This window comes from Brotomerdimonas butyrica (genome assembly GCF_025567305.1).
In the GTDB taxonomy this organism is placed as follows: domain Bacteria; phylum Bacillota; class Clostridia; order Peptostreptococcales; family Anaerovoracaceae; genus Lentihominibacter; species Lentihominibacter butyricus.
Genome location: NZ_JAOQJP010000004.1, coordinates 150,116 through 174,133 on the forward strand (window position 1 = coordinate 150,116; position 24,018 = coordinate 174,133).

General features: G+C 46.8%; 22 protein-coding genes. 6 read left to right on the forward strand and 16 right to left on the reverse strand.

From position 1 onward, the window contains the following. Positions 1-110: 110 nt before the first annotated feature. The 14 genes from OCV59_RS04450 to trmL form a co-directional block, all read right to left on the reverse strand. Entirely contained in the window at positions 111-404 is a 294-nt protein-coding gene (locus OCV59_RS04450; RefSeq protein WP_147593291.1) for a hypothetical protein, read from the reverse strand. 100 nt (positions 405-504) lie between these two features. Continuing rightward, positions 505-1,434 carry an AEC family transporter gene (locus OCV59_RS04455; RefSeq protein ID WP_147593292.1) on the reverse strand — a complete coding sequence of 310 codons (930 nt, stop codon included), beginning with the start codon at positions 1,432-1,434 and terminating at the stop codon, positions 505-507. Positions 1,435-1,664: 230 nt separating this feature from the next. Then, positions 1,665-2,798, reverse strand: coding sequence for a glycerate kinase (locus tag OCV59_RS04460; protein ID WP_147593293.1), 1,134 nt, complete (start codon positions 2,796-2,798; stop codon positions 1,665-1,667). Between the two features lie 85 nt (positions 2,799-2,883). Then, positions 2,884-3,141: a hypothetical protein gene (locus tag OCV59_RS04465; protein WP_147593294.1), complete on the reverse strand. Its 258-nt coding sequence runs from the start codon at positions 3,139-3,141 to the stop codon at positions 2,884-2,886. Between the two features lie 16 nt (positions 3,142-3,157). Next, the gene (locus OCV59_RS04470) at positions 3,158-4,615 is read right to left on the reverse strand and encodes a sodium:solute symporter family protein (RefSeq protein WP_262584110.1); all 1,458 of its coding nucleotides are present in this window, start codon (positions 4,613-4,615) and stop codon (positions 3,158-3,160) included. A 108-nt stretch (positions 4,616-4,723) separates the two neighbouring features. Then, the gene (locus tag OCV59_RS04475; protein ID WP_147593296.1) at positions 4,724-5,377 is read right to left on the reverse strand and encodes a hypothetical protein; all 654 of its coding nucleotides are present in this window, start codon (positions 5,375-5,377) and stop codon (positions 4,724-4,726) included. Between the two features lie 311 nt (positions 5,378-5,688). Then, entirely contained in the window at positions 5,689-7,716 is a 2,028-nt protein-coding gene (locus tag OCV59_RS04480) for a sodium-translocating pyrophosphatase (protein WP_147593297.1), read from the reverse strand. A 137-nt stretch (positions 7,717-7,853) separates the two neighbouring features. Continuing rightward, the gene (gene secG, locus OCV59_RS04485; RefSeq protein WP_147593298.1) at positions 7,854-8,087 is read right to left on the reverse strand and encodes a preprotein translocase subunit SecG; all 234 of its coding nucleotides are present in this window, start codon (positions 8,085-8,087) and stop codon (positions 7,854-7,856) included. 80 nt (positions 8,088-8,167) lie between these two features. Continuing rightward, entirely contained in the window at positions 8,168-9,463 is a 1,296-nt protein-coding gene (eno, locus tag OCV59_RS04490; RefSeq protein ID WP_147593299.1) for a phosphopyruvate hydratase, read from the reverse strand. A 32-nt stretch (positions 9,464-9,495) separates the two neighbouring features. Beyond that, positions 9,496-10,242, reverse strand: a complete 747-nt coding sequence (gene tpiA, locus OCV59_RS04495; protein ID WP_147593300.1) for a triose-phosphate isomerase — start codon at positions 10,240-10,242, stop codon at positions 9,496-9,498. Continuing rightward, positions 10,243-11,427, reverse strand: a complete 1,185-nt coding sequence (locus OCV59_RS04500; protein ID WP_147593301.1) for a phosphoglycerate kinase — start codon at positions 11,425-11,427, stop codon at positions 10,243-10,245. A 94-nt stretch (positions 11,428-11,521) separates the two neighbouring features. Further along, positions 11,522-12,538 (reverse strand): type I glyceraldehyde-3-phosphate dehydrogenase, encoded by a 1,017-nt coding sequence (gap, locus tag OCV59_RS04505; protein WP_147593302.1) that lies wholly within the window; start codon positions 12,536-12,538, stop codon positions 11,522-11,524. A gap of 60 nt (positions 12,539-12,598) precedes the next feature. Then, positions 12,599-14,062: an RNA polymerase factor sigma-54 gene (gene rpoN, locus OCV59_RS04510; RefSeq protein WP_262584111.1), complete on the reverse strand. Its 1,464-nt coding sequence runs from the start codon at positions 14,060-14,062 to the stop codon at positions 12,599-12,601. 77 nt (positions 14,063-14,139) lie between these two features. Further along, entirely contained in the window at positions 14,140-14,616 is a 477-nt protein-coding gene (gene trmL, locus OCV59_RS04515; protein WP_147593303.1) for a tRNA (uridine(34)/cytosine(34)/5-carboxymethylaminomethyluridine(34)-2'-O)-methyltransferase TrmL, read from the reverse strand. 309 nt (positions 14,617-14,925) lie between these two features. Between trmL and OCV59_RS04520 the strand changes: the two genes are divergently transcribed. Then, positions 14,926-15,900 carry a homoserine dehydrogenase gene (locus tag OCV59_RS04520; RefSeq protein WP_147593304.1) on the forward strand — a complete coding sequence of 325 codons (975 nt, stop codon included), beginning with the start codon at positions 14,926-14,928 and terminating at the stop codon, positions 15,898-15,900. A 95-nt stretch (positions 15,901-15,995) separates the two neighbouring features. Further along, positions 15,996-16,490, forward strand: coding sequence for an SEC-C metal-binding domain-containing protein (locus OCV59_RS04525; RefSeq protein WP_147593305.1), 495 nt, complete (start codon positions 15,996-15,998; stop codon positions 16,488-16,490). A 127-nt stretch (positions 16,491-16,617) separates the two neighbouring features. Here the strand turns inward: OCV59_RS04525 and nth are convergent, their stop codons facing one another. Further along, the gene (gene nth / locus OCV59_RS04530; protein WP_147593306.1) at positions 16,618-17,253 is read right to left on the reverse strand and encodes an endonuclease III; all 636 of its coding nucleotides are present in this window, start codon (positions 17,251-17,253) and stop codon (positions 16,618-16,620) included. Between the two features lie 361 nt (positions 17,254-17,614). Here nth and OCV59_RS04535 point away from each other — a divergent pair, with 361 nt between their 5' ends. After that, on the forward strand, positions 17,615-18,127 hold the full coding sequence (locus OCV59_RS04535) for a hotdog fold domain-containing protein (RefSeq protein WP_262584112.1): 513 nt from the start codon (positions 17,615-17,617) through the stop codon (positions 18,125-18,127). Positions 18,128-18,268: 141 nt separating this feature from the next. Then, positions 18,269-19,876 (forward strand): cytosine permease, encoded by a 1,608-nt coding sequence (locus OCV59_RS04540; RefSeq protein WP_147593307.1) that lies wholly within the window; start codon positions 18,269-18,271, stop codon positions 19,874-19,876. 79 nt (positions 19,877-19,955) lie between these two features. Here OCV59_RS04540 and OCV59_RS04545 read toward each other — a convergent pair whose 3' ends face one another. Then, positions 19,956-20,759 carry a nitroreductase family protein gene (locus OCV59_RS04545; RefSeq protein ID WP_147593308.1) on the reverse strand — a complete coding sequence of 268 codons (804 nt, stop codon included), beginning with the start codon at positions 20,757-20,759 and terminating at the stop codon, positions 19,956-19,958. Positions 20,760-20,986: 227 nt separating this feature from the next. On the opposite strand from OCV59_RS04545, the gene OCV59_RS04550 reads away from it, so the two are divergent. Both OCV59_RS04550 and OCV59_RS04555 read left to right on the forward strand, forming a co-directional pair. Next, on the forward strand, positions 20,987-21,343 hold the full coding sequence (locus OCV59_RS04550; protein ID WP_147593309.1) for an ArsR/SmtB family transcription factor: 357 nt from the start codon (positions 20,987-20,989) through the stop codon (positions 21,341-21,343). After that, positions 21,336-23,810: a heavy metal translocating P-type ATPase gene (locus OCV59_RS04555; RefSeq protein ID WP_147593310.1), complete on the forward strand. Its 2,475-nt coding sequence runs from the start codon at positions 21,336-21,338 to the stop codon at positions 23,808-23,810. The genes OCV59_RS04550 and OCV59_RS04555 overlap by 8 nt, the downstream gene beginning before the upstream one ends. Positions 23,811-24,018 lie beyond the last annotated feature (208 nt).

Sequence of the window (24,018 nt, forward strand, 5' to 3'; positions counted from 1 at the left end):
TAAGATCTGCATCCCGCTCCACAGCCTTGCCGGGCGAAAACTGCAGATCTTTAGGTATTATTTTCATTTTACAGCATAAAAGGTGGCTGTGCCACCCTTTACACTAAAATTTACCTGTTGTTTCTGTCGCCGGCAGAATCGTTTCTGTCATTGCCGTCCATAGCATCTTTGACATCATCGACAGCATCTTCAGCACCGTCCTTCATGTCCTCGGCGCCGTCTTTCATATCCTGTGTCACAGAATCATCTTTGTTCCTGTTGCCGTTGTCTCTGTCTACGCTCTCTTCAGTCACACTTTTGTTGCTGTCATCATTCATACCATTATCATTATTGCTGCCGCATCCGGCAAACATCATGAGTGACAGACAGAGAACCGCAGACAGTAAAATCCTGTTTTTCTTCATGGCTTTTCTCCTCTCATGTTTTCTTTTATATTATTTGCCGCTTCTATGCCAAATATATATCACAGTCTATTCCAAATTATGTATTTTTTATATCGCCGACTTACAATTCGATGATTATAGCAAACAAAGGTATCACTGCGAGAGAAGAAAGCGTGGAAAGCAGTACTACTTTCGTTGCAAAATCCGTTTCCCCATGGTACTGTCTGCTGAACAGAACGCTCGCTGACGCTGCAGGCATCGCAAAGCACAATACTATGACTTTCTCCATCAGAGAAAACTCTTCTGCCAGGATTTTTACAAATACAAGCGCCAGTACAGGAATTACTACCAGTTTGAAGAAAATAACAACGTATACCTGCCATTCTCCTAAAAGGGTTCTCACTTTCATGCTCCCCAGCTGGTATCCTATAACAAACATGGCCAGCGGAGTAGTTGCATTTCCTATCATTTCCACTGAACCACCAAGCATTTCCGGCAGTCTGAAATCAGCAAGAAACAATATCAGTCCGATCAGCACTCCTATCATCCCCGGGCTCAGCAGCTCCTTTGGTTCCAGCTTTGATTTCTTACCGGCAGACAGCTGTATCAGCGTTATGCCGACAGTAAACATAAATATATCATTCACCAGCTCTATTATCGCTGTAAAAAACAATGCTTCTGAACCATACAATGCTTTCATCACCGGTATCCCTATAAATCCTGTATTGCCAAATATCAATGCGAATACCATGAGATAGCGCTTGCCAGAAGATAGTCTCATCAATTTCGCCACAGAGAAGCCTATAAGCGCTATAACTGCAAACAGCACCATACTTACTGCCATTATATACCCACTCTGTTTAAGTATATCAATGCTGAAATTCACCTGCATGGCATCTATTACCAGGCATGGCCATGTGAGATTCACTGTTACCGAAGTCACTGCATCTACTTGATGTTCATCCAGTATATCTTTTTTTCTAAAAATAAAACCGGGCACCATCATTATAAAAATCATTGCCAGAGAACTGAGTATTTCACTTATCAGCATCAACTACCTCCTGCTTTCTACTTCCGCACAAATGATCACATAAGAGTGATAAAGCGCATTATTATCGTACAACCTATCATTTTTTCACAAGCTTATCAACAAAAAAACAGTATCAGAAACCAAGACTCACTCTCTTTATATACATCGAGACTATAAAAATAGAACAGCCTGCTGGATATATCAGCGACAGACCGTCCCATTTTATTTAATATGCTGTTTCTGTTTTTTCTTTATTTTTTCTGCTGAATGAACTCTGAATAAGCTTTTGCCGATGCCGCTTCCACAAGCTTGTCTGCATGTTTCAGCGAATATTCAACAGTCACGTCATCAGGTTTTATACAGTATATATCACTCACGCCATTCTGATAAAGAGCTTCTGCGCCTTTCCCTACTATGCCCGCAAGCATTACCACCGGTACATCGTACTTCTGCGCTATCCTGGCCACTCCATAAGGAGTCTTGCCGTTAAGCGTCTGTCCGTCGCATTTGCCCTCTCCAGTAAGCACGAGGTCTGCTGTTTTTATTTTCTGATCCAGCTCTGAAAGCTCCGTCATTATCGTTATTCCCTCAGCGAGTCTACCGTTAAGGAAAGCTATCGCTCCTCCTCCAAGTCCACCGGCTGCACCTGAGCCCGGGACCTCTGCGATATCCTTGCCGAGACAGTCTCTGATAACTCCTGCAAAGTTCTTAAGGTTGTCGTCCAGCACTTTTACAGTTGCTTCATCCGCGCCTTTCTGCGGTCCGAAGATCCGGCTTGCACCGTTCTCACCGCAAAGAGGATTCTTTACGTCACATGCGATCATGAACTCAGATTCTGCTATACGCGTGTCTGCGTTCTTCGCATCTATCCTGACCAGCTCGCTGAGCGCACCGCCGCCGTATGCGATATCATTTCCGTCTTTGTCAAGCAGCCTGTAGCCCAAAGCTGCAGCCATGCCTGCTCCGCCGTCATTCGTCGCACTTCCGCCCAGACCTATTATAAATGATCTGTAGCCTTTATCCAGCGCCGCCTTTATCAGCTCTCCAAGACCGAATGTCGTCGTTTTGAGCGGATTCAGCTCATCCTCGGTCAAAAGTGTTATCCCGGACGTCTCTGCTACTTCTATGACGCAGATATTCTCGCGAAACACTCCGTACTTTGCCTTCGTCGGCTTCCCTGCAGGTCCGGTCACTTCCAGATATTCAGTCCGCCCGTTGAAAAGCTGGACTATATTATCCGTTATACCTTCTCCGCCGTCCGCCATTGGCGCTTCACAGATGACTGCTGCCGGGTCGATAGATGTTATGCCCTTTTTCATGGCCTCTACAACTTCGATCGCAGACAAACTTCCCTTGAATGAATCTGGCGCCAATACTACTTTCATGCTTTCACTCCTTCAGCTTCAAAACTTTCTCTCTTCCCAATCCTTTTAAATGCACATGTCCGGCTGTGCCGGCGCTCAGCATCGACTAATGAACTGCCTCACTCTCTTCTTCCTCGTCTTCATCATCATCATTCTTGAATACGCCTTTTGCAACTTCTATAAGATAGAGTATAAAGCAGAGCGGTCCGTATATAAGCGCACCTATGCCCAGTATAAGAGGCAGTGCCTGATCTGACTGCTTGTATATCAGCACTCCGAAAAACAGGGTGAGCAGTATAGTGCAGACAGCAGTTATATTCGCCATTTTATGTTTTGCTTCAAGACTAAGTCCTTTTTTCTCCATAATTACACCTCCTGATCTATACGCCTGCGTCCAGTTTAGCTTTGCTCTTGGAATACCTGCCGTAAGTTGCGTTGCATACTATAAGATAAACTACTGTATTGAATGCAAAGCATATCAGGCTGGATGGTATATCGTAAGGGCATTCCAGTACGAATTCCCATACCATGTACATAACTATAGTAAGCGTCATGCTCCAGAAACCTCCGGCAGGTGTTCTTCTCTTGTAGTAAAGTCCGAACAGCATAGGTACTATGAATGCTGCTACAGAGAATCCGCCTACATAATACCATGCTTTCTGGATCCCGCCTTCCCAGAAGTATGTACAGAATATCATCGCGACACCGATAGCCCATACAGCTATTCGTGTACCCATGAGGTCGCCTTTGTCCGTCATGTTCTTATTTATGAAGCCCTTGACGATATCATGCGATATTGCAGCGCCTCCAACGAGATAATCGGCACTTACCGTAGACATTACCGCAGCAAGCAGTGATGCTACGAACAGACCCCGGAGACCTATAGGAAGTGTCGTGAATACTACTGCCCAGAATGCTTCTGCAGGTGATTCAGCTGCAAGTTCCGGGAACATCGTCAGTGCAGCCATTCCTGCGAAAACATTTATCGACATGAAAAACTGACCGAACAGTATGATGAATGAATATGCGACCTTGAGATCTGCAGCGGATCTTGCGGATTCGAACCGCTGATAAGACTGTGCGTTCGCATATATCGCCACCGCACTTACCAGCCATGCCGCTATTTCCATCGCATTGTTGCCTCCGCTTATCGTTACGAAATCAGGGTTTACTGCCGCCGCCTGACTGAACAGAGGTCCGAAGCCTCCATAGTAATTGTATATCCCCAGACACAGTGTTCCTGCTGCAACAGTCATGATAACGAACTGTATCATGTCTGTGAGTGCAAGTCCCCATAAACCTGAAAGCGAAGTGTAAACGATACATATAAGTCCGAGAAGTGCGAACGACAGCCACATGTTTATGCCTGTAACATACGCGATTACCTGTCCGCCAGCTACTAACAGAGCTGAGTCATAGAACATCTGCGGGAGTATTCCCAGTGCAACTACGAGCTTTGTCTTGTTGTCATACAGATATGACATCAGGTCTGGCATCGTAACGACCCAGTCAGGGAATTTCTCTCTAACACGAGGACCGATCCACAGTGCAAGAGGAAGCTTCATGATAGTCGTCGGAATCAGATAGAAGAACAGGATACATACACCCATTGTCGTTCCGCATTCTGCCGCACCTACTATCGACCATGAATCCTCCCAGCTGGCAGCTCCCACGCCGATCAGAATAGGTATCGTGAGACGTCTTGAGGCAACGAAGAAGCTCTTCATGCTCTTTCCTGCCTTTCCTCTCATGAGGATACCTACAGCAATGATACCGGCAAAATACAGCAGTATCAGTGCCGTGTCCAGTCCGGACCATAAACTTTGAATATCAACCATTACCTTTTTCCCTCCATTCATAATTAATTAAATAATTCAGTAATGTAAATAAATGTATAGTGTGAATATAAATTTATTGTCTCTGTAAAAATCAGACTCTTTCCGTCATCAGTGAGTCAGTCTGTATTTAAGTCCCAGGATATGCTCACTCTTGACTCCGTACGAATCAAGATATGCATACCTGATGTTTCTGTTCACTCCTCTGAAAAAGATCTCCATTTCGACTGCAGGTCTGAGGAATATTATACTTTTCACAGGCTTTATCGTCCCTCTGCGCCCGAAAGTCCTGTACATGACCTTCATCTGAATGAACTCCTCAACAAATTCAGTAGCCTTTCTTTCAGACATCTCGCTTTTTATTATCGTCCAGTCGTCTTCTGCAAAGTCTTTTCGCTCGAGAGGAAGATCTCCGCTCTCCTTCTCATCGTACTGCATGCAGTGTTTTTCATTGAGGTCACATATTATGTGCACTTGCCCGCTGCGTTTAGCCTTCAGCAGTCCCTTGCCGCCGACTTCATAATCATATACGAAGTATCCATACGGCACCCACACATCTCTTAAAGTGCCTACATCGACTTTATTCACAGGCTTTCCGAAGAAGCTGCCCTGAAGCTTTTTAAGCTTGGCATCGATGCTTTCCTGGCGATCCGCAACGACCGGCATATAATATGCCATGCTGCTTTTACCCGACTTTTTCTTAGGAGCCGCTGCCTGTTTCTCTTCAGTTTTCTGTTTATTTATAGTTTCTTTAAGTTTTTTCATCATCCATCACCATTTAATATCAGCTTTGCTGCTGATTCAATTAGTTACAATTTGAATATATCACACCGTATTTTATAAGTATATGTTACAGGTACTAATTAATTAATGAATATTATGTGCTTGTTAATTTTCAGTGATCAGTGCGTGAAGTCTCTGCATGCTGCAAACTGGCGCAAACCAGGGTTCTTGCAGTATTGCACCACACCGTATCATCACACTCCTATATATTTCCATGGGCCGTGAAACAAAAACAGCTGTCTGCATATGCAGACAGCTGTGATGCTTGTCCTTATTTGATCCACCAGCTCTGACTAGAACAGTGAAGTAAGAAGTCCGCCGATCTGTACGAACAGTGGTGCGAATACCAGTGATACGATAGTCATCAGCTTGATAAGGATATTGATCGAAGGACCGGAAGTATCCTTGAACGGATCTCCTACAGTGTCTCCAACAACTGCAGCCTTGTGAGGATCTGATCCCTTGCCGCCGAAGTGACCTTCTTCGATGTACTTCTTAGCATTGTCCCATGCTCCGCCGGCATTTGCCATCATGAGAGCCATGAGAACACCTGATGATAAAGCGCCGCCCAGCATTCCGCCGAGTGATGCAGGTCCTAATACGATACCTACAACCAGTGGTGCAAGTACAGCCATGAGACCAGGAACGATCATTTCCTTCAGAGCAGCCTGAGTTGAGATATCAACGCAGTGTGCATAGTCAGGCTTTGAAGTTCCTTCGAGTATTCCCTTGTCTGATCTGAACTGTCTTCTAACTTCTTCGATCATCTGGTTAGCAGCTTTTCCTACAGAATTCATAGTGAACGCTGAGAACAGGAACGGAAGCATTGCTCCGATGAACAGTCCGATAACTACTAACGGATCGAGCAGGTCTACTGCTGAAAGCTGTGTAACCTGTGCATATGATGCGAACAGAGCCAGAGCTGTAAGTGCTGCAGAACCGATAGCGAATCCCTTACCGATAGCTGCTGTAGTGTTACCTACTGAGTCGAGCTTGTCAGTGATCTCTCTTACGCTGTCAGGAAGCTCTGACATCTCAGCGATACCGCCGGCATTGTCAGATACAGGACCGTAAGCGTCTACTGCTACAGTCATTCCTGTAGTTGAAAGCATACCTACTGCTGCGAGTGCGATTCCGTACATTCCAGCTGTGTAGTAAGCAACGAATATACCTACTGCGATGCAGATGATCGGCCATAATGTCGACATCATACCAACGCCGAGACCGCTTATTATAGTAGTTGCGGAACCAGTCTGTGACTGTTCTGCGATCTTCTTAACTGATTTGTAGTCTCCTGAAGTGTAGATCTCAGTGATCTTACCGATAGCAACGCCGACTACCAGACCTGCGATGATCGCGATCGAATAATTGAACGATCCGAGCATTACCTTTGACAGGATGATAGTTGCGATAATAACGATTATACTTGCTACATATGTACCCATGTTAAGAGCGTTTGCAGGGTTTTTGCCTTCCTTGCCTCTTACCATGAATATACCGATAACTGATGAAAGGATGCCTATACCTGAAAGGATAAGCGGGAATATTGCAGCAGTAGTCTCGTCGAATAAACCGCCTGAATTAGCTGCAGCAACAGCAGCAAGTGTAACTGCTGAAATGATCGATCCAACATATGATTCGAACAGGTCTGAACCCATACCTGCAACGTCACCTACGTTGTCGCCTACGTTGTCAGCGATAACTGCAGGGTTTCTAGGATCGTCTTCAGGGATACCTGCTTCTACCTTACCTACAAGGTCCGCACCAACGTCAGCAGCCTTAGTGTATATACCGCCGCCTACACGTCCGAACAGAGCCATCGATGATGCACCGAAACCGAATCCGGTGATGCATTCAGTTACTGTAGCGAGATCGAGTACACAGATAACAACGCCAAGTCCTAAAAGTCCGAGACCTGATACAGCCAGTCCCATTACAGCTCCTGATCTGAATGCGATCTTGAGCGCTTTGTTCATGCCTGATTCCTGAGCTGCATTTGCAGTTCTTACGTTACCGAGTGTAGCGACCTTCATTCCGAAGAATCCTGCCAGTACTGACAGCAGCGCTCCTACTACATACAGAATAGCTGTAGTAACGCTCTGCAGGCCGAATCCTATGAGCAGTGCCAGAACGACGATTACGATCGCCATGATCTTGTACTCTCTCGTAAGGAATGCCATAGCGCCTTCTCTTATGTATCCGGCGATTTCCTTCATTCTGTCATTTCCTTCATCAGCCTTAGCTATCCATGAAGCCAGACCGATCGCAACAACAAGTCCGATTGCCGCTGCAATTACGGAAACAATTGCAATAACGTTCATTTTGATGATACCTCCCCCTCGTACTCCGGCATCCACAATTATAAGAGGCGTCAGTGACACCTCTTATTATCAGACATGCAAAAGCACGAATTATTAAATTAATAATTAAAGACAATAATTATATATTCTCAAGCCATCTACTTTTCGACAGCTACAAGAATCAGCGAAAGCACGATAAACAACACTGCTGTGACTGCCGATATCTTGCTTAAAATAGCATCGTAACCCTGGCTCTTTCTCTTGCCGAAAAGCTGTTCAGCCCCTCCGCCTATCGAACCTGACAGACCGTCACTGTTGCTCGACTGCAGCAGAATCGTTATTATTAAAATCACACTTGCTATTGCAAGCACTATTTTCAGAGCTATTCCCATTTTTGATCCTCCTCATATATTAACCATTTGAGTGTATCACAGTGCCTGCAAAAAATCAATGATTTTGATGTCGGCGCATGCTATTTTTTGCTGATATTGTAAAATGCGCTCTTTCCGGCATACTGTGCGGAAGTGTCAAGCAGCTCTTCTATTCTCAGCAGCTGGTTGTACTTCGCAATCCTGTCTGTTCTCGATAACGAACCGGTTTTTATCTGACCTGCGTTCAGACCCACAACGATATCTGCGATAGTAGTGTCTTCCGTCTCTCCGCTTCTGTGCGAAACTACTGCAGTGTATCCTGCCTTCTTCGCCATTTCGATAGCATCGAATGTCTCTGTAAGAGTTCCGATCTGGTTCACCTTGATCAGGATCGAGTTTGCGATGCCTTTTTCGATACCCTGTGCAAGTCTTTCAGTGTTTGTTACAAAAAGGTCGTCTCCAACGAGCTGGATCTTGTCTCCGAGCTTTTCAGTGAGATATGCCCAGCCTTTCCAGTCGTCTTCTGCCAGACCGTCTTCGATCGAGATGACAGGATACTTGCTGCAGAGCATTTCATAATATGCGACCATTTCTTCCGCAGTCCTGCTCACGCCTTCTCCAGTCAGGTTGTATATGTCTTTCTCAGCATCGTAGAATTCGCTTGCTGCAACGTCGAGCGCGATCTTTACATCATCTCCCGGCTTGTAGCCTGCTTTTTCGATAGCTTCGATTATCACCTGTATAGCTTCTTCATTGGTAGCAAGGTTCGGTGCAAATCCGCCTTCATCGCCTACTGCAGTATTGAGGCCCTTGCCCTTGAGCACGCTCTTGAGGTTATGGAAAACTTCAGCACCCATTCTCAGAGCTTCTCTGAAAGATACCGCACCTACAGGCATGATCATGAATTCCTGGATGTCCACTGTATTGTCTGCATGTGAACCGCCGTTGAGGATATTCATCATAGGTGTAGGGAGCACCTTGCCGTTCACTCCTCCGAGGTACTGGAAAAGCGGCAGTCCCAGTGATTCTGCTGCTGCTCTTGCAACTGCCATCGATACTCCGAGAATAGCGTTTGCTCCGAGCTTTCCTTTATTAGGAGTTCCGTCGAGAGCTATGAGCATATTGTCGAGACCTACCTGGTCAAACGCATCCCATCCGAGGATCTCGTCTGCGATGATGCCGTTCACATTGTCCACTGCCTTGAGCGTACCTTTGCCGAGATATCTCGCCTTGTCTCCGTCTCTGAGTTCCACTGCCTCGTGAACGCCTGTCGATGCTCCCGAAGGAACGATCGCTCTGCCCACGCTGCCGTCTCCGAGCATAACTTCAACTTCTACTGTAGGATTTCCTCTTGAATCCAGGACTTCTCTTGCTATCACGTCTTCGATATAAGCCATGTTTATTACCTCCCTGTTATCTTTCCGATACTCTAAAAATCTATTATCTCCATGAAATCTTTAGCTTTCAGGCTTGCTCCGCCTACGAGAGCTCCGTCGATCTCATCCATATTCATGATTTCCGTTGCATTTGCAGGCTTTACACTTCCGCCGTACTGTATGATCACCTGATCAGCAGTCTCCTCATCATAAAGTTCGATAAGCGTGCTTCTTATAAAGGCGCACATTTCCTCTGCCTGCTCCGGCGTCGCTGTTCTGCCTGTGCCTATAGCCCATATAGGCTCATATGCGATGACGATCTTTGCGGCATCTGCAGCTGCTATATCTGCCAGACCGAGCTCGAGCTGCGACTTTACTCTGTCGAAAGCCTTTCCGGCATCACGTTCTTCAAGGCTCTCGCCCACGCACATGATAGGCCTGATACTTCCTGTGAGCAGCTTCTTCAGCTTGAGGTTCACAGTCTCGTCGGTCTCTCCGAAATACTGTCTTCTTTCCGAATGACCTATTATGCAGAAATCCACGCCGATCTCTTCCAGCATAGCCATCGAGATTTCTCCGGTATATGCTCCCTCATCGGCAAAATGCATATTCTGCGCACCTACCTTTATATCTGTGCCTTTAAACGCCTCGACCAGCGCCTCCAGGTCTGTAAAAGGTGCACAGATCGCAGTCTGGACGTCAGTGTCCTTATACAGCTCTCTGAACTCTTCTGCAAATTCAAGCGCTTCTTTCTTCGTCTTGAACATTTTCCAGTTTCCTGCAATGAACGGTAGTCTCATTTACTTTTCCTCCAAACATGATATCCCCGGCAGATCCTTACCCTCGAGGAACTCGAGTGAAGCTCCGCCTCCTGTTGAAATATGTGTCATTTTATCTGCAAGACCGAACTGCTCTACAGCTGCCGCCGAATCACCGCCTCCGATTATCGTGACAGCGCCGCTTGATGCGAGGGCTTCTGCTATGGCTTTCGTTCCTGCTGCAAAATTCGGCATTTCGAACACTCCTGCGGGTCCGTTCCATACCACAGTCTTCGCTTCTGCAATCGCAGTCTTGTAAAGTTCTACTGTCTTAGGACCGATATCCATGCCCATCATGTCGGCAGGGATACTGTCTCTGTCGAATACTCCGCTCTCACTGTCGTTGTCGAACTCTTTCGCGCATACGGTATCCACAGGGAGCAGCAGCTTGACTCCTGCGTCCTCGGCCTTTTTCATGAGCTCCTTCGCCAGATCGATGCTTTCCTCGTCAAGGATCGACTTGCCGATCTCATATCCCATAGCCTTGAAGAATGTGTAGCTCATTCCTCCTCCGATTATAAGGGAATCTACTTTCTTGAGCAGATTTTCTATCACAGGTATCTTGTCTCCGACCTTTGCGCCTCCCATGATGGCAAGGAAAGGCCTCTGCGGATCTTCCAGAGCGTCGCCGAGGAACTTGACTTCCTTTTCGATCAGGAATCCCGATACGCTAGGCATATATTTTGCGAGCCCTGCAGTCGAGCAGTGAGCTCTGTGCGCCGTACCGAAAGCATCGTTCACGAATATATCTCCCAGCGATGCGAGCTCTCCGGTGAACGGTTCCTCATTCTTCGTTTCCTCTTTCCTGTATCTTACGTTTTCAAGCAGCATCACCTGCCCCGGCTTGAGTTCATCAGCCTTTGCGCGGACACTGTCGTCAACCACGACATCAGACGCTGCGAAAACAACATCCATACCGAGAAGCTGTGCCAGTCTGTCAGCTACTGGTTTAAGAGAAAACTCAGGCTTCGGTTCTCCTTTCGGTCTGCCCATATGAGACATCAGTATGACTTTCGCATCATTTTCTATCAGGTATTTTATGGTCGGCAGTGCAGATGTTATCCTTATATCATCTGTTATCACGCCATCCTTCATCGGTACATTGAAATCGCATCTCACAAGTACGCGTTTACCTGAAACATCAATATCTTTAACAGTTTTTTTCATTTGAAAACCTTCCTTTTCCACTCCGGCAGCTTCAACTTCAACGACCGACAGCCGGCACAAAATGTCGGCTGTCGATTTGATATCATATTATTTATTATGCGTTATCCACGCTGTACATATGCTTGATCAGTTCAAGAACCTTTGTGGAGTAACCGTATTCGTTGTCATAGAATGCGATCAGCTTGAAGAACTTGTCGTTAAGCTGTATACCTTCTCTCGCATCGAATATCGAAGTGTGCGGATCTCCGATGAAATCGCTCGAAACGACCTCATCATCGACATACTCGATAACGCCCTTCATAGCGCCTTCAGATGCTTCCTTCACCTTTCTGCAGATCTCTTCGTAGCTTGCTGATTTCTTCAGCTGTATGTTAAGGTCGATGACCGAAACATCATTAGTAGGAACACGGTAAGCGATACCTGTCATCTTTCCTACCATCGACGGGATAACCAGACCTACAGCCTTTGCAGCACCTGTGCTTGTAGGAATGATGTTGCCGAATGCCGATCTTCCCGTTCTCCAGTCTTTCTGTGAACGCGCGTCAACGACCTTCTGCTTTGCTGTAGCAGCATGTATAGTCGACATAAGACCCTGCTCGATGCCCCAGTTGTCTTCGATTACTTTTGCCAGAGGTGCCAGGCAGTTAGTAGTGCATGAAGCATTTGAAACGATCGTCATATCTTTTGTATATTCTTCATGGTTTACACCCATAACGAAAGTAGGCGTAGTCTTGTCCTTTGCAGGAGCTGTGATGATAACCTTCTTTGCGCCCTGGTTGATATGTACCATTGCCTTTTCCGTAGTGTTATATGCACCTGTTCCTTCAACGATGTACTCTGCACCGCATGCATCCCAAGGGATATTCGAAGCATCGCTTTCGCTGTAAACAGGGATCTTCTTTCCGTCAATGATCAGTCCGTCATCGTATACCCCAAGCTCTTTCGGAAAACGTCCAAATACTGTATCGTACTTCAGCATGTATACCATGTATTCTTTGTCAGCGTTACGAACATTGATACCTGCGATCTCGATCTCAGGCATGTCCATTGCTGCGCGAATAACCACACGCGAAATACGACCAAAGCCGCTTATTCCGATTTTAATTGCCATTTTTAAATTCCTCCTAAAAATACCACTAAGTTTAATTCATTTATATCAATCTTTAAAAGATCAATAACGTCTTCGTTTGGATGAGGAGAGTATGTTCAGCTCATCCCTGTATTTTGCCACGGTCCTTCTGGAAATACTGATGCCTTTGTCCTCAAGCATCTTTACCATGGCCTGGTCGCTGTACGGCGATTTCGGATCCTCGCTGTCAACGATCTCTTTTATGAATTCCTTTATGCTGTTCGACGAGATGCCTTCTCCATCGCTTCCTGACACGCCTGCCGAGAAGAAATACTTTATTTCGAATACGCCCTTCGGACACTGCAGATATTTACCGTTTATCGAACGCGACACCGTGGATTCATGTATCCCCAGCTCTTCCGCTATATCCTTGAGGGTCAGTGTCTTCAGATACTTGCTTCCTTTATCCAGGAACTCCTTCTGATGCCGGACTACTGCAGTCACTACATTATATATGGTCTGTTTTCTCTGCTCTATGCTCTTGATCAGCCACATTGCAGAATTCACTCTGTCTGAAAGATATTCCGACAGCTTTTCATCCTTCTCCGCCTGGTGCATCAGTTTGCTGTAATACGAACTCACCATGAGACGAGGCGCACTGTTTTCATTGACAGTCACCACATATTCATCGTCAACTCTTTCGACTATGACATCCGGCACGATATACTTCGTATCGCCCTGTGATGCGAAAAGCCTGCCGGGTTTCGGCTCGAGAGTGCGGATAATGTCGCTCATCTCCTGCACATTCTGCGGAGATATACCCATGTCCTTTGCAATGACTCCGAATCTGCTGTTTGCCAGCTCTTCCAGATGCTCGTTGATCACTTTTTCAAAGATATCCGTAAGCTGACCGGTCTGTCTGAGCTGTATGATCAGACATTCCGCCAGATTCCTGGCACCCACGCCGATCGGATCGAATCCGTGTATCACTTCCAGGACTTCCTCGACCTTATCCTCCGGAGCATCTGTCGCCTTTGCTATCTCCTGTATGGTCGAAGTCATATAACCGTTTTCATCAAGAGACTCTATTATGTATTTGCCGACTTTAAGACATGCCTTCTTGCTGTACGCGAGCTGAAGCTGGAACAGCAGATGTTCCGGCAGAGTAAGATCCGAAGACGTGTACTGCTCGTACGCATTCTCCTTTTCTTCCCCGTTGCGGTCTTCCCACTGTCTGTAGCTTATATCGTCATACTGTCTGTCTTTTATGTATTCTTTCCAGTCAAAATCATCGTCCTTGCGGCTGGATGCACTTTCCCTCTTATCCATCATCGGTTCTTCCTGACGCTCGGCAGTGCTGTTTTCGCTGCTGTCACGCCCCGGATTCTCTGGTGCATCTCCATGTGCCTGTTCAAGGACAGGATTCGCCAAAAGTTGCTCCTGCACATACGAATCGAGTTCCTGCGTATTGAACTGCAGGATCTGGATCGCCTGTATAAGCTCAGGAGTCATTACCAACTTTTGAGACTGCTCAATTTTTAAATCATAACCAAGTCTCATACTCATCTTTTAAATACCTCGATTTACATTATAGCATATCGCTGTTTTTTTGTCAGTGCCTACCATATAAATTTTGGTTCCAATTATTTCAGATCCGGGAAACCAAGCTGCCTCAGAGCCTCAAAAAGAATGATGTTCACCGAATTCGCAAGGTTCAGCGACCTGAGTCTCGTATCCCTGCTCATCGGTATCCTGATCGCGTTCTCGCTGTGTTCCGCTATAAAAGGCCGCGGCAGCCCTGCCGTCTCTCTTCCGAACAGGATCATGTCTTCATCCCGGAATTCTACATCTGTATATATATGTCCGCCTTTCGTCGTCGCCAGGAACATCCTTCTGTCTCCGCCCCCGTACTCTGCCATGAATTCGTCCAGGCTTTCGTGGACCTGCAGCTTTACGAACGGCCAGTAATCGAGTCCCGCTCTCTTGAGGCTCTTGTCATCTATGGAAAATCCCAGCGGTTTCACAAGGTGCAGGACCGTGCCCGTCGCTGCACAGCTTCTAGCTATGTTGCCTGTGTTAGGCGGGATCTCCGGTTCAACAAGTACTACGTGTATAGCCATTTCTTTCCTTCTTTCTAACATTTTTCTAACATCGGATATGATCACCGCGGACACATGTCGCGCCCGGCATTCTGTATATCGTATCTGCGGATCGACAAAAATCGACCACATTTTATTATTTTACTTGCTTGCCGTAAAAAGTTCAATATGTTAAATCCAGTAGCGCATTCGTATGTTTTCCGGCAGGCACACACTGCGATTTTGCAAAAACACGATTTCTCCCCGCCCGAAGGCAAAAAAATTGCAGACAAACGTCGAAATTTATTATATAATCAGTGTTGATCGTTGAATTCAGTGGAGGATAATATAATGAAAACAATCAAAATCGGATTACTCGGTATGGGAAACATAGGTACCGGAACATACAAGACTCTGGAAATGAACAGACCGGAAATAGAATCTACAGTTGATGCAAAAGTAGAGATCGTAAAGATCCTCGAAAGAGATACTGAACGCGACAGAGGCATCGCTGTACCAAAGGAGAAGTTCACATCGGATCCCGACGAAATATTCAAGGATCCTGAAATAGATATCGTTATCGAGCTTTTAGGCGGTATCGAACCTGCAACGACATTCATGCTCACAGCAATGGAAAACGGCAAGCATGTCGTTACAGCAAACAAGGCTGCTATCGCAGCAAACTATCACAAGCTCATGGACACTGCAAAGGCAAACAACGTGGCATTCAGATTCGAAGCCAGCGTAGGCGGCGGCATCCCTATCCTGGGAACGCTCACAGGTCCGCTCAGAGCTAACAAATTCGAAGAAGTTCTCGGAATCCTCAACGGGACCACGAACTACATACTCACTATGATGACTCAGGAAGGCCTCGACTACGACACAGCCCTCAGGGACGCACAGGCGCAGGGCTTTGCAGAAGCAGATCCTACAGCTGACGTCGAAGGTATCGATGCTGCAAACAAGCTAACGATACTCATGGCTCTGATGTTCGATAAATACGTCGCTCCTCAGGACATCCCTACTACAGGCATAACTCAGATCACCAAGGAAAAGATCGAGGAAGCGCGAGCAAACAACTGCACGATCAAGCTGATCGCACATGCCAAAAAGCTTGAAAACGGCGAAGTGGAATACGAAGTAAAGCCTATGAACATGGATAACAGCCACCCGCTCGCAAGCATCAACAAGGAATTCAACGCTGTGTTCGTAAAGGGCAATGCAGTTGACGATGTGATGTTCTACGGAAAAGGCGCAGGTCCTCTTCCTACGGGAAGCGCAGTTCTCGGTGACGTCATCGATATCGCAAAGAACGTAATGAAATAAACTCGCTATAAAATACGAATACGATATGGGGCATTACTGTCCCATATTTAATGTTTAGATGTGCAGAGCACAAAACCTAACTACAGGAGGTCAAAATGACTTTATTTGAAGAATGGAAGAATCTGATCGAAAATCAGACCGAAGACTCATTTCCGGAATTCTGGAAAGAGTACAGCGAAGCCGAAACAAAGCTTTACAGCGACATCCTCGACAATCCTGAGGAAAAGATCAGCGGCACATTAGGCGAGCTGGCAGCAAAACACGAAGTGAGACCTGTCATCTACATGGGATTTCTGGACGGCATCGACAGCAGTCTGAAGAACAGCAATGATTTTGAGAACTTTGACGAAAACTCGGAAGTCGAGATCGAGATCGAACCCGAAACACTGTTCTACAACATGCTCGCAGCCGGAGCAGACTACCTCTACGGACTTCCGCAGTGGACCGACATCCTCGGCGAAGAAAAAATGACTGAGATAGCTAAAAAATACAAGAAATCCAAGACAGTCGTAAAAGGCAAGAAAATCGGAAGAAACGAGCCTTGTCCATGCGGCAGCGGCAAGAAATACAAGCACTGCTGCGGCAGATAGGACGACCTTCAGGAGATATCATCATATCAAAAATAAACAGCAGATCGATGCACAGTACATACTACATTTCGTGTCTGCTGTTTTTATTTTCCATATGACAATGCCGTGCCGGATGTGAATGCCTGGTTCACTTCACGCCTGCCTTTTTGCATAAATCTGCTATCACGCAGCTCTCACACTTCGGATTTCTCGCACTGCAGCAGTTCCTGCCGTGAAAAATGAAGCTGTGATGCGCTTCCGTCCAGCGATCTTCCGGCAGTACCTTCATGAGCGCCAGTTCAGTCTTTAGCACGTCCTTTTCCTTTACTATACCGATCCTGTTCGTGACTCTGAAGACATGAGTATCCACAGCTATCCTCTGATGGCCGAATCCCACCGACTGGACGACATTCGCAGTCTTTCTGCCTACTCCGGGAAGAGATATAAGACTGTCATAATCATCCGGCACCTCGCCGCCGAACTCGTCGACCAGCTTTTTCGCCAGCGCTATTATGTTCTTTGACTTCGTCTTGTACATGCCTATCGTCTTTATTATATCTATCACATCATCCTGGTCAGCCTCAGCCAGCTCAAAGGGCGTCGGATACGCTTCGAACAGTCTTCCGCTTATCCTGTTGACACTTTTGTCAGTAGCCTGCGCCGACAGGACTACTGCTATCAGCAACTGATATGTATCTATATGCTCGAGTGCACATCCCGCTTCGGGATATTCCGCTCTGAGAGCATCGAGTATCTGGTTTATCTGTTTCTTCGTAAAAGCCATATCCGTTCCTCCATAAATGCGAACTTCCTGAAAAAAACTGTCCGCTGGTCACTATGATCGATTACAGTATACCATTTTCTCACGCATCTGAAAATCGGCTTATTTTTCACGTAAAGAGCAGGCCGTCTCGAGCGCATATTGTACACCAGCCGTCATTTGTATACAAACTTTATCAATGCAGGGGCATATACAGTACAATCTTGCTTTATTTTAATACTTTCCGGTCTGAGCTGTGAGAATTTTGCAATAAAAGTATCAAAAGGTCATTGACGAAATGCATCCGAAATAGTATCCTATAAACAGGCTGGAGAATTGATAAGGATTCTTCATAGTAAGAATTAAAATTTGGAGGAGTAAAAAAATGAAAACACCATTAGATTGTATTATGGAAAGAGAAAACAACCCGCAGATCATCGGACAGTATGTAAATCTTAAGACTAGAATGTCAGCTGGCGATGCTCACTATGCTGGTGAACTGGTAGAAGGCGCTCACATCGTAACTGCATGGGGAGACGTTGGTACTGAACTGGCTATCAGACTGTTCGGAGACGAATCACTGTTCGTTGGATATTCAGAAATCAGATACACTGCTCCTGTATACGCTGGAGACTGGATGGAATACGGCGGATACATCGAAAAGGTTGGTAACACTTCACTTACTTGCAAATTCTTCGCTTACAAGTGGATGAGAGATTCAAAGGACGAAAACGGCAACGTAATCAACGGATCAGGTGCTGAAATGATCAACCCACCTGAACTTTGCGCATACGGAACTGGTACTCTGATGGTTGCTAAGCACCTGCAGAGACTTGAATGCGCTGATCCTAAGTTCGCAGCAGACGCTAAAGCAGCTGGAGCAAAGGCTTTTGCATAAATCCAACAGGATTATAAAAGTACATCAATCAAAAGGATCGTGCCGGACGGCATGGTCCTTTTTTATTATGTAGCTATTTGCGCTCCGTTATTGTATAATTAGCTATTATGACGATCAACAAAATACATCACGGAGGTTTTTATGTCGACATATACACAAGTTGAAACGAATGGTCTGTACGAACTGACTGATGCAGCGCGTTCTGAACTGATATCTTCAAAATACTACAACGAAGATCTTGCGCCTACATCTGTATCCCAGAGAACATGGACCACATACAATATTTCCATGCTGTGGATAGGCATGGCAATATGCGTCCCTTCCCTTACACTGGCTACCGGGCTCGTAACCGCAGGGATCTCACCCTGGCTCGCCATACTCAACGTAGCCCTCGGAAACTTCATAATCCTGATCCCTATACAGCTCAACGCCAATATCGGATGCCGGTACGGCATTTCGTTCCCCGGCTTTGCCAGGATCACATTCGGCAGCAGAGGCGCCCAACTCCCGATACTGACAAGAGCATTCACCGCATGCGGCTGGGTCTCCGTACTCGCATGGGTGGGCGGCGGCGCTATTGCTGCAGCGCTTGGCTGTTTCATTCCAAAATTCGCTGACCCCGACTGGACAGTGACCCTTCCATCATGGGGCGGTATGCAGACACATTCTGCCGGCATCTTCATCGGCTATATCATCTTCATACTGCTGATGGCGTGGGTGGCATACAAGGGAGTCGGAAGGATCCGCGTGCTCCAGAACATAGGCGGACCGATACTTCTTGCGCTTCTGATCGGTCTTCTGGCATGGTCTGTAAAGATCGGCAGTGATGCAGGTTTCAGCTTCGGCGATATCATGAACCAGCACAGCACACTGCACGGCAGAGCGTTCTGGGGAGTTTATCTGACAGGACTTATGGGAAATATCGCTTTCTGGGCGATGATGGCTTTCAATATACCGGATTTCTCACGATATGCGCGTTCGCAAAAGGCATATTTCAGAGGACAGCTTTACGGCCTGCCCGTGCCTATGGTATTCTGTGCATTCGTCGGCGCATTTTACGCTCAGGCAGCGACGCTTTTCAATGCTGCAAACGGACTGTCTGAAGGCAAAAGCGGATGGTATGACCCGTTCGATGCGATACACGTGCTTTACAACATAGACAGCAAAGCAACAGTTCTCATAACCGCCCTGGGCGTCGTGATCGCAACACTCACGACCTGCATAGCAGCAAACCTGGTAAGTGCGGCAAACGGCTTTGCCAATCTCTCACCTGCAAAGATTTCCTACAAAAAAGGAGTGTTTATTTCTATCCTCATCGCATTCTTCGTGCTGCAGGCATGGTGGATATACGGATCCGGCAACCAGTCATACGTGACATGGCTCAACGCATACGGTACTGTACTCGCTCCGCTGGCAGCGATATTCATTTCAGACTATTTCTTCTGCAAAAACAAGAGGATCGACCTTGCCAGCATTTTCAAGGGTGCAAACGGCAGGTACTGGTATTCCGGCGGATTCAACACTGCTGCGATAATCGCATGGGTAGTCGCTTTCATCTGCCCTCTCCTGACGTATTTCGGCCTTGATGGTATGTTCTGGAAATTAATCAATTCGATCAGCTATATATGGTCGTTCACGATAGGATTCATCGTGTACACCGTCCTGATGAAAACAAGGATGACAAAAGGCTCATACGTTTCGGAAGAAGAACACGAAAACTTTACAAAGAGAGTATCTGAAGAAAACTGACATAGAAAAACAGCATCGTGACCTCATACGCAGGCTGCGATGCTGTTTTGTATTCATTCTATATCATTTTATATTCGATCTACACCCACTCTATGTCTGCACGTTTGAAGCGCTGAGGTATATGTAAAAATTCTTCATTTTCCGGGTAGCCCAGCATGAACGCTCCGTAAAAGCTGTGATGCTCCGGCAGTTTTGGAAGAAGCGCCTTTATTTCCGGTATCGTGTTCGCCATCCTTTTAAGATATCCGGCCCAGCAGGTCCCGACGCCTTTCGCCTGCAGATAAAGCTCCGCCGTCGTCATTGCTATCGCCGTATCGGTTTCCGGCGATATGGAGTTGTCATCAGCATATGCAAGCAGCAGCGACGTCGCTGTTCCCATCACTACATTGTTGCCGATTTCCATCTCCGTTGCGATCTCCGGAGACACCCCGGTCTTCTTTACATGATCAAGAATAAGATCCATGATCCTGTTCATCACATCCTGCGACTCGATTATCATCCATTTCGTAGTATGCTGATTCTTAGCGCTCGGCGCCCACGAAGCTAGTTCCAGCGCATCTTTTATCACCTCGCGAGGCACCTGCTCTTCAGTAAAATGCCTGTGCGATCGTCTCATCATAACATGATTTTTCAGATCTTTGATGAATCCGTCCCCGATCACCGGCAGCTCATCGCTGTATATAGCCGATTGACCTTTATATGATATCGCATCAGTAGGACAGACCGCCCCACAATGCATACAGTCTATACATATTTTACCCTTTATCGGCCTTATCCCTTTCTCCGACTCTTCCAGTACAGTGAACGGACATATCGTAACACATGTCATACATTCTATACAAACATCTCTGTTGACCTTGATCATCGTCTGCTTCTCCTCCAAAATCCAACATCCTTCGTATATGTTAATTAATTAACTTGCGCTTATACTATCACAGCCATCGCATTCCGTCAAATTTTTTTGCCAGATAATGCGATTTTTCATTGACAGTTGCATATGCATTCAACTATAATACAGTCATGGAGAACAGTTGAATGTTTATGCAATCGTTTTTAAGCATTTCAGAGCATTCATCAGCAGATATATAAATGACAACAAGGAGGGAGCATATGGGAAAAAGTGAAGTCGGCTGTGACTGTGCCGCGATACACGGCGATGTCCTCGAACATGTACAGAGCGAGATCGTTCCCGATGAAAGCCTCAACAGCATGGCTAAGCTGTTTAAGGTTTTTGGAGACAATACCCGGATACGAATCATGTCGGCGCTCAACTGCCATGAAATGTGCGTATGCGATCTGGCAGTCCTGCTGGACATGACGAAATCGGCAATATCACATCAGTTAAAGGTTCTCAGGGACAACAACCTGGTCAAATTTCAGAAGAAAGGAAAGCACGCCTATTATTCTCTGGCAGATGATCATGTAAAAGAGATACTGGACGTTGCACTGGAACATATCAATGAGTAAAGGATTATACAGATATCACCACGAAGAACATGACCACCTCGAGCATGAACACTATCACCATGATGATGGATGCGGCTGCGAATGCGGACACGACCATGAGCATGATCATGATGAACACGATCATCATCACCACCACGATGACGACGACTGTGACTGCGGCTGCGGACACGACCACCATCATCATGAGCACGAACATGAACACGAGCATCATCACCACGACGATGACGACTGTGACTGCGGTTGCGGGCACGACCACCATCATCATGACCATGACGACGACTGCGGCTGTGGATGCGGGCACGATCATGATCACGAAGAACACGATCACAGCCACGACCACGACTTCGACAATATTTCAAAGGCTGACCAGCGCGTTTACATCATAGAAGGACTCGACTGTGCAAACTGCGCAGCCAAGATGGAACGCAGGATCCAGGCTCTGCCCGAAGTCAAGGCAGCATCCATCATCTTTGCAACAAAACAGCTCAGAGTCGCTGCAGACGATCCCGACGCACTCATGGCACAGCTCGAAAAAGAATGCCAGACCATCGAGGACAACGTAAAACTCGTTAAAAAAGAAAATACCGCTGCAAAACCTAAAGCAGAGAAAAAAGGCTTCTTCAGGGAAAATGCATCTGACCTGATATCGATATCCATCGGCATCGTCCTTTTCGCAATAGGAGTCATATTCGAACACACCGGACTGTTCGAACCTGCCCTGCTGCCGATATTTATCGTGGCATATCTCGTCCTCGGCTGGGAAGTCCTGCTCACATCAGGAAAGAACATCCTCAAGGGACAGATCTTCGATGAAAACTTCCTCATGTCGATAGCAACGATCGCAGCGTTCTGCATCGGAGACTTTGCCGAAGGCGCAGGCGTGATGCTGTTTTACCGCATAGGTGAGCTTTTCGAGCACATAGCTGTAGAAAAGAGCCGTTCACAGATCATGGACGCTGTCGATATGCGACCTGAAACGGTTACCATCGTCGATGGAGACGAAACAAGAACGATACCGGCAGGTGAAGCGAAGACCGGCGATATACTCATCGTACGTCCCGGAGACAGGATCCCTCTCGATTCAGTCGTTACAGAAGGCGAAAGCCGCATAGACACATCCCCTATCACGGGCGAGCCAGTACCTGTGAAAGCCGTTCCGGGCAGCGAAGTCATCTCCGGCTGCGTGAACGAACAGGGACTGCTGAAGATAAGAGTGACGAAGCCGTTATCAGAATCCATGGTAACAAGGATCCTCGATTCAGTCGAAAATGCTGCTGCAGGCAAACCTAAGATGGACAGATTCATCACCAGATTCGCAAAAGTCTACACACCTATAGTCGTAGGCCTCGCAGTCCTCACGGCTATAATCCCTTCGATCGTTACAGGCAGCTGGAGCGAATGGATCACGACAGCGATCACGTTCCTCGTTATAAGCTGCCCTTGCGCACTCGTTATCAGCGTGCCGCTCGCATTCTTCTCCGGCATCGGAGCTGCATCCAAGCTCGGCATACTGTTCAAAGGCGGACTTTCGATCGAAGCACTCAAAAATGTAAAAGCCGTAGTCATGGATAAAACAGGCACGATAACAAAGGGCAACTTCACCGTACAGCAGATACTCCCTGCCGGCGACATCAGCGAAGAACAGCTGCTTTCCATTGCCGCTGCATGCGAATACAACTCGACACACCCTATCGCTGTAAGCATCGTTGAAAAAGCCCAGCAGTCAGGTATTTCCATAGAAAAAGCCGCATCGCTGAACGAACTCTCCGGCAAAGGTATCAAAGCTCAGCTTTCATGCGGAGAGGTCCTCTGCGGAAACAAGGCGCTGATGAAGGATCACGGTATTTCTACTGCAAATATGCAGAGTACCGGCGGTACAGAGGTATTCCTCGCAGTAAACGGAGTATTCGCAGGTTCGATAAGCATCGCAGATACTCTCAAAGCCGACGCTGTAGCAGCTATTTCAAGGCTCAAGTCGGCAGGACTCGTACCGGCTATGCTGACAGGCGACAATGCCGAAAGCGCAGCTGATATCGCAGCCAAGGTAGGCATAAGCGAAGTACACGCACAGCTCATGCCCGACGGTAAGCTCGCAGCACTCAAGGATATCCGTGAAAAGATTGGATCCGTGATGTTCGTAGGCGACGGTATAAACGACGCACCTGTTCTGGCAGGAGCTGACGTCGGAGCTGCAATGGGAAGCGGAGCCGACGCTGCTATCGAGGCCGCCGATGTCGTATTCATGAATTCATCGGTAGAATCGATACCTCAGTCGATCGGCATCGCCAAGAGCACCAACAGCATCGCAGTGCAGAACATCATCATAGCACTTTTCGTAAAGCTGCTCGTGATCGTTCTCGGCCTTATAGGTCTCGCAAACATATGGGCTGCGATCTTCGCAGACACAGGCGTTGCAATGATCTGCATACTCAACTCACTGCGCATACTCTGGAAGAAATTCAGATAACCGGATAAACGAAAACCGGCCGTTCACGGCCACATCAGGTGGCACGCTCAGCAGCGTGCCGCTTTTTCTTTGCAGCTCCATCCTGCTGCTTTTCTTGCAGCTCCATCCTGCCGCTTGCTAGTGTAAAATATTTGTAGGTCAAAAAAAGATCAATAGAAAAGAGAACTTCCTTTTGTGTTAGAATTTAAATAACCCAAAACAAAATACT

Coding starts and splice junctions, on each gene's coding strand:
- OCV59_RS04450 (WP_147593291.1), bottom strand. CDS start 404: ATGAAGAAAAACAGGATTTTACTGTCTGCGGTTCTCTGTCTGTCACTC.
- OCV59_RS04455 (WP_147593292.1), bottom strand. CDS start 1,434: ATGCTGATAAGTGAAATACTCAGTTCTCTGGCAATGATTTTTATAATG.
- OCV59_RS04460 (WP_147593293.1), bottom strand. CDS start 2,798: ATGAAAGTAGTATTGGCGCCAGATTCATTCAAGGGAAGTTTGTCTGCG.
- OCV59_RS04465 (WP_147593294.1), bottom strand. CDS start 3,141: ATGGAGAAAAAAGGACTTAGTCTTGAAGCAAAACATAAAATGGCGAAT.
- OCV59_RS04470 (WP_262584110.1), bottom strand. CDS start 4,615: ATGGTTGATATTCAAAGTTTATGGTCCGGACTGGACACGGCACTGATA.
- OCV59_RS04475 (WP_147593296.1), bottom strand. CDS start 5,377: ATGAAAAAACTTAAAGAAACTATAAATAAACAGAAAACTGAAGAGAAA.
- OCV59_RS04480 (WP_147593297.1), bottom strand. CDS start 7,716: ATGAACGTTATTGCAATTGTTTCCGTAATTGCAGCGGCAATCGGACTT.
- secG (WP_147593298.1), bottom strand. CDS start 8,087: ATGGGAATAGCTCTGAAAATAGTGCTTGCAATAGCAAGTGTGATTTTA.
- eno (WP_147593299.1), bottom strand. CDS start 9,463: ATGGCTTATATCGAAGACGTGATAGCAAGAGAAGTCCTGGATTCAAGA.
- tpiA (WP_147593300.1), bottom strand. CDS start 10,242: ATGAGACTACCGTTCATTGCAGGAAACTGGAAAATGTTCAAGACGAAG.
- OCV59_RS04500 (WP_147593301.1), bottom strand. CDS start 11,427: ATGAAAAAAACTGTTAAAGATATTGATGTTTCAGGTAAACGCGTACTT.
- gap (WP_147593302.1), bottom strand. CDS start 12,538: ATGGCAATTAAAATCGGAATAAGCGGCTTTGGTCGTATTTCGCGTGTG.
- rpoN (WP_262584111.1), bottom strand. CDS start 14,062: ATGAGTATGAGACTTGGTTATGATTTAAAAATTGAGCAGTCTCAAAAG.
- trmL (WP_147593303.1), bottom strand. CDS start 14,616: ATGGCTATACACGTAGTACTTGTTGAACCGGAGATCCCGCCTAACACA.
- OCV59_RS04520 (WP_147593304.1), top strand. CDS start 14,926: ATGAAAACAATCAAAATCGGATTACTCGGTATGGGAAACATAGGTACC.
- OCV59_RS04525 (WP_147593305.1), top strand. CDS start 15,996: ATGACTTTATTTGAAGAATGGAAGAATCTGATCGAAAATCAGACCGAA.
- nth (WP_147593306.1), bottom strand. CDS start 17,253: ATGGCTTTTACGAAGAAACAGATAAACCAGATACTCGATGCTCTCAGA.
- OCV59_RS04535 (WP_262584112.1), top strand. CDS start 17,615: ATGAAAACACCATTAGATTGTATTATGGAAAGAGAAAACAACCCGCAG.
- OCV59_RS04540 (WP_147593307.1), top strand. CDS start 18,269: ATGTCGACATATACACAAGTTGAAACGAATGGTCTGTACGAACTGACT.
- OCV59_RS04550 (WP_147593309.1), top strand. CDS start 20,987: ATGGGAAAAAGTGAAGTCGGCTGTGACTGTGCCGCGATACACGGCGAT.
- OCV59_RS04555 (WP_147593310.1), top strand. CDS start 21,336: ATGAGTAAAGGATTATACAGATATCACCACGAAGAACATGACCACCTC.